This window comes from Terribacillus saccharophilus, assembly GCF_002272745.1.
GTDB lineage: Bacteria > Bacillota > Bacilli > Bacillales > Amphibacillaceae > Terribacillus > Terribacillus saccharophilus_B.
Genome location: NZ_NPBD01000021.1, coordinates 1 through 5,480, shown reverse-complemented (window position 1 = coordinate 5,480; position 5,480 = coordinate 1). Strand labels below are relative to the sequence as shown.

5 protein-coding genes and 1 tRNA gene are annotated in these 5,480 nt (G+C 39.9%); all 6 read right to left on the bottom strand.

The features are described from left to right. Nucleotides 1-412 precede the first annotated feature (412 nt). The 6 genes from CHH58_RS17945 to CHH58_RS17920 all read right to left on the bottom strand — a co-directional run bounded on the left by CHH58_RS17945 (nucleotide 413) and on the right by CHH58_RS17920 (nucleotide 5,466). A complete protein-coding gene (locus tag CHH58_RS17945; protein ID WP_095231379.1) occupies nucleotides 413-2,302 on the bottom strand; it encodes an ABC transporter permease in 1,890 nt (629 codons plus the stop codon). Beyond that, entirely contained in the window at nucleotides 2,277-3,041 is a 765-nt protein-coding gene (locus tag CHH58_RS17940) for an ABC transporter ATP-binding protein (protein WP_095262925.1), read from the bottom strand. The genes CHH58_RS17945 and CHH58_RS17940 overlap by 26 nt, the downstream gene beginning before the upstream one ends. An 81-nt stretch (nucleotides 3,042-3,122) precedes the next feature. Next, the gene (locus tag CHH58_RS17935; RefSeq protein ID WP_095262924.1) at nucleotides 3,123-4,124 is read right to left on the bottom strand and encodes a sensor histidine kinase; all 1,002 of its coding nucleotides are present in this window, start codon (nucleotides 4,122-4,124) and stop codon (nucleotides 3,123-3,125) included. Then, on the bottom strand, nucleotides 4,121-4,825 hold the full coding sequence (locus CHH58_RS17930; protein WP_095231382.1) for a response regulator transcription factor: 705 nt from the start codon (nucleotides 4,823-4,825) through the stop codon (nucleotides 4,121-4,123). Before CHH58_RS17930 ends, CHH58_RS17935 begins: the two co-directional genes overlap by 4 nt. Nucleotides 4,826-4,982: 157 nt before the next feature. After that, the gene (locus CHH58_RS17925; RefSeq protein WP_095262923.1) at nucleotides 4,983-5,225 is read right to left on the bottom strand and encodes a hypothetical protein; all 243 of its coding nucleotides are present in this window, start codon (nucleotides 5,223-5,225) and stop codon (nucleotides 4,983-4,985) included. A 159-nt stretch (nucleotides 5,226-5,384) separates the two neighbouring features. Next, nucleotides 5,385-5,466: transfer RNA gene (locus tag CHH58_RS17920), tRNA-Leu, on the bottom strand. Nucleotides 5,467-5,480: the final 14 nt, after the last annotated feature.

Sequence of the window (5,480 nt, the reverse complement as noted above, 5' to 3'; positions counted from 1 at the left end):
ATGTATGCTGTCGCTTTTCTTAAGGACAAGTTAGATTATATATCCTCCCACAAGAAAATGCAATACATTTTTTAAAAATAAACTAGATTTGTATATGATCTGTTAAATGATGATTAATCTATTGCATATAGAACCAAAAATAAGCATCTCTTATTTTACCCGAACATGAAATCATTTGGCAACTGGAAAGATAAGAACTTTGTCTCTTTTACCGCTATTTATATAAAGACTGATCTCCAATACAAACGAAAGCTGCTGAATAGACTGAATCAGCAGCTTTCCTCTTCTAAGTGACAATTGTTAGAAGGCTATTTTCGGCATACCTCTGCGATTTTTAATATCATAAGCAGAAACCCATTACACTCTTTCATATTAATTAGTTGATCTGAACGCTCAAATAGAAGACTTCATCTCAAAATATCATTCTTATAACCTGTTTCACATAGATAAATCGCACAACTAGGAAGTAAACAATCTGAATGAGTGCAAAGCTTCCTAAGACGAGTGTCGACTCAACTAGTAGATTGTAATCAAACAAGCGCGATAAAGCAGTTAGTGCAACTGCACCATGAAGCAATGCAATAACAATCGGGGAGAAAAATAGTATCGCAATTTGCCGGCTGACTACCTTCTTCAACTCAGATTGTGTTAATCCTATCTTGGCAATCGAACGGAACTTGCGTTTTTCTTCATCAATATCAATAAATAATCGGAAATACAGAAAGCTTCCTGCGGAAACGAAGAACACTATTCCTATAAACAAGCCGATAAATAACATTGGCCCAAACACCTTATTAATTTCATAGATTGTATAATCCACGGAATATACTTTAAACGGCACTTGCTCTGCTAACTTTTCTCCCGCTTCGATTACTTGATTCTCTTGTCCAACCTCTGCTTTCCATACAACACTCCTATCTGTGTTAACAGCTGGTCCAAGCTGGTCATACGTCTTGTCATTCACAACGTAATATCCCATCATATCTGCCAAAACTGGAGATTTCACCACTTGACTTGGCTGCACTTCTTGTCCATCAATCCGCTGGACACTGGATGCCATTAGCACTTCACTAACTTTCGATCCTTGTGCAAGTGCATCATTTTGTTCAATTATTATTGCTTCATTTTCTCCTGGATGAAGCTCTTTTTCCTCGATAAGTGCTGCCAAACGATTATAGTCAGACGCTCTTGCTATAAACACTTCACTATCTTCTGTTCTGTTAAAGTAGGTCAAATCTATCGATTCCATCTTCGCATCTATCTTTTCCTCATCCAAGATAGCGTTGATTCTATTAATATCTTCTTCTATCATTTGCTCGCTATCATCCCGGAATGGAGCATACTTATAGGTATATGGATTTAACTGTTTTACTCCTTTTGTAGAATAAGATTGAAATCCATATAATGCACCAATAGCACTAAAAGCAACAGTTGAGATAATCGCCACCATGAAAAATGTCCTTGCGTTATCCTTCATACGAAACGATAGGTCAGCGAAAAGCAGCATATTCGTTTTCCGCCAAAAGATAGATCTTTTATTTTTTAATCGGCGGATAATATACACACTCAATTGGGTGAACAGAATATATGTTCCAAGTGTTATGACGATAAGAACAGGAATCATCACAAAGATAACCGTCTCACCCTCTGCATAAAGGGCTGTACCATATCCTCCAATCAGCAGTATTGCTGCAAAAAGTGATAAAATCACAGAAGCTTTCGGCTCTCCTTTGGACTTCTTATCTCCCTTAATCAAGTCAGTCAGTTTATTCGTACGCAGAATAAACGAAACAAAGACCGATATACAGAGAAAAAGAAAGATAAAGCTGCCAAACGTCACAATAATCGCAAGTGCTGGAAAATAAAAATGTAGTGATTCATTGATGATCAATACGTTCTCAGCAATCAAAAGAATGAATTTCGCGAATACCAAGCCTGCAAGGATGCCGCCAATTGTCGCAAAAAGTCCAATCAAACTATTTTCCAGGAATACCATCAGACGTATTTGCTTGCTGGATGCTCCTAGACTTATTAACAAACCAAACTCTTTCTTTCTCGATTGTAAGAAAGAGCTCATGGAATATAAGATAAAGAAGAAAGAAAATACATAGATGATTCCGCCCGCAGCCCCCATCCCCAACAGTGCATTTTCATTGACGGAACCATCTGAAAACGCTGGGTGAAATGCGAAGATTGCAAAGGTGAAAAACACCATAACCGTGAACATACTGCTAAGGAAGTACGCAAAATACAACCGTTTATTGCGTAAAACGTTATTAAACGCGAACTGCCGAAAGGTCATTATCATCGCCTCCCATCAAGGAAAGCATATCAATTATCTTCTGGAAAAACGCTTGTCTGCTCTCCCCCCGATGAATTTCGGCATGCAGCTTCCCATCCCGAATAAAAACAACACGATCAGAATAACTGGCAGCCTGCGGATCATGCGTTACCATCAACAAACTTGTTTTATTTCTCTCATTAATGGATACCAGCATTTTCATAACATCCTTGGCCGCTTTTGAATCAAGGTTTCCTGTTGGCTCGTCTGCTAACAGTAATTTCGGTTCATGAATCATCGCCCTGGCAATGGCTACCCGCTGCGCCTGTCCGCCGGAAATCTCATATGTGCGCTTATTCATAATTGGTTCGATACCAAGACTCTTCGCTATCTTCTGTGCTTTTTGCTGCATCTCTCCTGTACGCACTCCATCTAATGTGAGCGGCAGTATAATATTTTCTTGAACAGTAAGGGTGTGCAGTAAGTTAAAATCTTGAAAAATGAACCCTAACTCATTACGTCGGAATTTAGCCAAAGCATTTTTCTTTAGCTGATGAGGTTGTTGTCCATCGACTGCCACCTGCCCAGTAGTCGGTACATCGTTTGTGGAAACAATATTTAAAAGGGTCGTTTTTCCGCTCCCCGACGGTCCCATGATGGCAACAAATTCACCCGTCTCTACTTCTAGATCGATATCGGTAAGGACGCGATAAGCAACTTTACCTTCATAGATTTTACTGACTTTTGTAAGCTTGAGCATAATCCATTCTCCTCTCCAATGCTTAATCTAAGCATAGCCTGAGCAGTACATGTCCTACTATCGATTATGCTTTCACGAATCTTACATTGATGTAAGGTTTTGTGTTTTCGAAAAAATAATCCGGAATTTTGTACCCTCGCCTACGGTGGAATCCATCTCCAGGCCGTGCTCCAGTTGGTCAGCGACTTCTTTTACCAAATACAAACCCATACCGGTAGACTCCCGATATTTCCTGCCATTTTCGCCCGTATAAAATTTATTGAAAATACGTTTCCGGTCCACAACTGGAACACCAACTCCAAAGTCCTTCACTTCCAGCACTAATTCACCTGATCTTTCATAAAGTGAAAGAACAAGTTGATTTGATTTTCCAGCAGAGTATTTGACGGCATTATGTACCAGCTGTGCTAACAGGAAGAAAAGCCACTTTTCATCCGTCTCTACTATTGCTCCTGCTTTCTCTTCCTTCAATACGGGAAATACTTCATTGCGAATGTAAAATCGCTTGTTTTCTTGATTGACTTCGTGGATTAGCTTGGAAAGGACAACAGGCTTAATATGAAAATCTTCGGTAATAGTCCGAAGCCTTGCTAAATAGAGAACCGTATTCAAGCCCTCCCGCATTCGGTCCGTTTCCTCCCGAATGCTGGATGATTCTGGTTCATCAAGCGTTTGTGCCGTTAATTCAATAACAGAAAGCGGCGTTTTCATTTGATGAACCCAACGATCCATAAATAATAGATGCTCGTCCTGTCTGTCTTCTCCTTTTAGCAGTTCTTCTTGATATAAGCGGAACTGGGCAGCAAGCAAGTCATCAAGTGCTCCTGAAATAGGTGCACGTTCAGTCGTCTCTAACGATTGATCGAGTGATGTCAGCGAATGCTGTAATCTTTTATAAAAATTCCTTCGGCTAAAATACCGATAACAGAGGAATGCGGTTATTAAAAGCAGTGATAGGAAGAAGGCGTATACACTCACCCCAACATCTCGGTAACCATCCAGCCAAAATAAAATCGGAACCATCACACACTGAAAGAGCTGGACCATAATGAGCAGCACATGCTCGCGAAGGAATAATTTCATGCTTTATCCTCTTTCCATGTAATACGTAATCGATATCCCGCACCCCTGACCGTTTCAACAGCATCTTCAATCCCTATCTCCTGGAACTTATTCCGAACGCGAGCTATATTCACATTCAAGGTATTCTCATCCACATAGGCTTGATCATCCCATAATTTCGCTAGTAAATCCTGCCTGCCAGCAACGCGCGGATAACGCTCCATTAAACTTTCGACAATGTCTGTTTCTTTTTTGGTCAGTTGCGTTGATTCATCCCGAAAGCGCAGCTCCAATCGTTCCGGATAAAAGTGTAACCCTTCCTGGATAAGCACTCTTTCCTCAAACTTTACTGCATACTCTCCATAAGCACGCCGCATTTGGCTTCTGATTTTTGCCATGACAATATCCGGATTAAATGGCTTTGTGATAAAGTCATCCCCGCCATTTTCAATCGCCATGACTTGATCCATCTCACCAGTCCGTGCGGAAATGAATATTACCGGGCAAATCGACACTTTCCTGATTTGTCGGCACCAATAATAGCCATCAAAACTAGGTAAGTTGATATCCAGTAAAATTAGCTTAGGCTGTACTTCGAGGAATGCATCCATAATCTTTTCAAAATCCGCAGCAATGGTCACTTCATATCCATACTTTTCTATATGGGAACCTAAGTATTCTGCAATTTTTATGTCATCTTCCACAATCATGATTTTGTCCATAAGTTATTTCTCCCCAGCTCTTTGTTTAGCTTAATTTTACCATTTGCATTCTACCGAATGTTACTCCTAATGAAATGACTCTTCTGGAAAACAAAAAAGACTCTAACTATTGTTAGAACCCATGATCTGCATACATTAATTATGTAGTATGATAATCCTATTCCACTTCACTGCTTCTGACCCGAAACTGTCTTTCAAACCTGCGCATTGCGAATAAACTAGCAAGCATCCACATCCAGCTATATAACAGGCAAAATACAAAGATAGCAGAACTCATCAACAAATTGAACTGCCCAGTCAGGGATGGTCCCAAAATCGGAAATTGAAGTAAGTAGAGCAGAACGGCAATACCCATTGCTAAATGAGCAAAACCTTCTATATTACTTGCTTGATATAACATCCTTTTAAAAAACCACCCAAATGTTGTTGTTTCTACATTTGAGTGGTTTTTAAATTTAATCTTATCAAGTTTTTAAATACCTTATAACGACATAAAAAAAAGGACTCCAGAAATTCTGAAGTCCTTTTTCATCGCTTGGCATTACGATGATTTGTGTGATACCGGTGGCCGGGGTCGAACCGGCACTCCTTGCGGAACACGATTTTGAGTCGTGCGCGTCTGCCAATTCCGCCACACCGGCAAGTTAAAAATATT

Bases quoted from the DNA above. Each gene is read 5' to 3' on its own strand.
- CHH58_RS17945 (WP_095231379.1), bottom strand. From the start codon at position 2,302: ATGACCTTTCGGCAGTTCGCGTTTAATAACGTTTTACGCAATAAACGG.
- CHH58_RS17940 (WP_095262925.1), bottom strand. From the start codon at position 3,041: ATGCTCAAGCTTACAAAAGTCAGTAAAATCTATGAAGGTAAAGTTGCT.
- CHH58_RS17935 (WP_095262924.1), bottom strand. From the start codon at position 4,124: ATGAAATTATTCCTTCGCGAGCATGTGCTGCTCATTATGGTCCAGCTC.
- CHH58_RS17930 (WP_095231382.1), bottom strand. From the start codon at position 4,825: ATGGACAAAATCATGATTGTGGAAGATGACATAAAAATTGCAGAATAC.
- CHH58_RS17925 (WP_095262923.1), bottom strand. From the start codon at position 5,225: ATGTTATATCAAGCAAGTAATATAGAAGGTTTTGCTCATTTAGCAATG.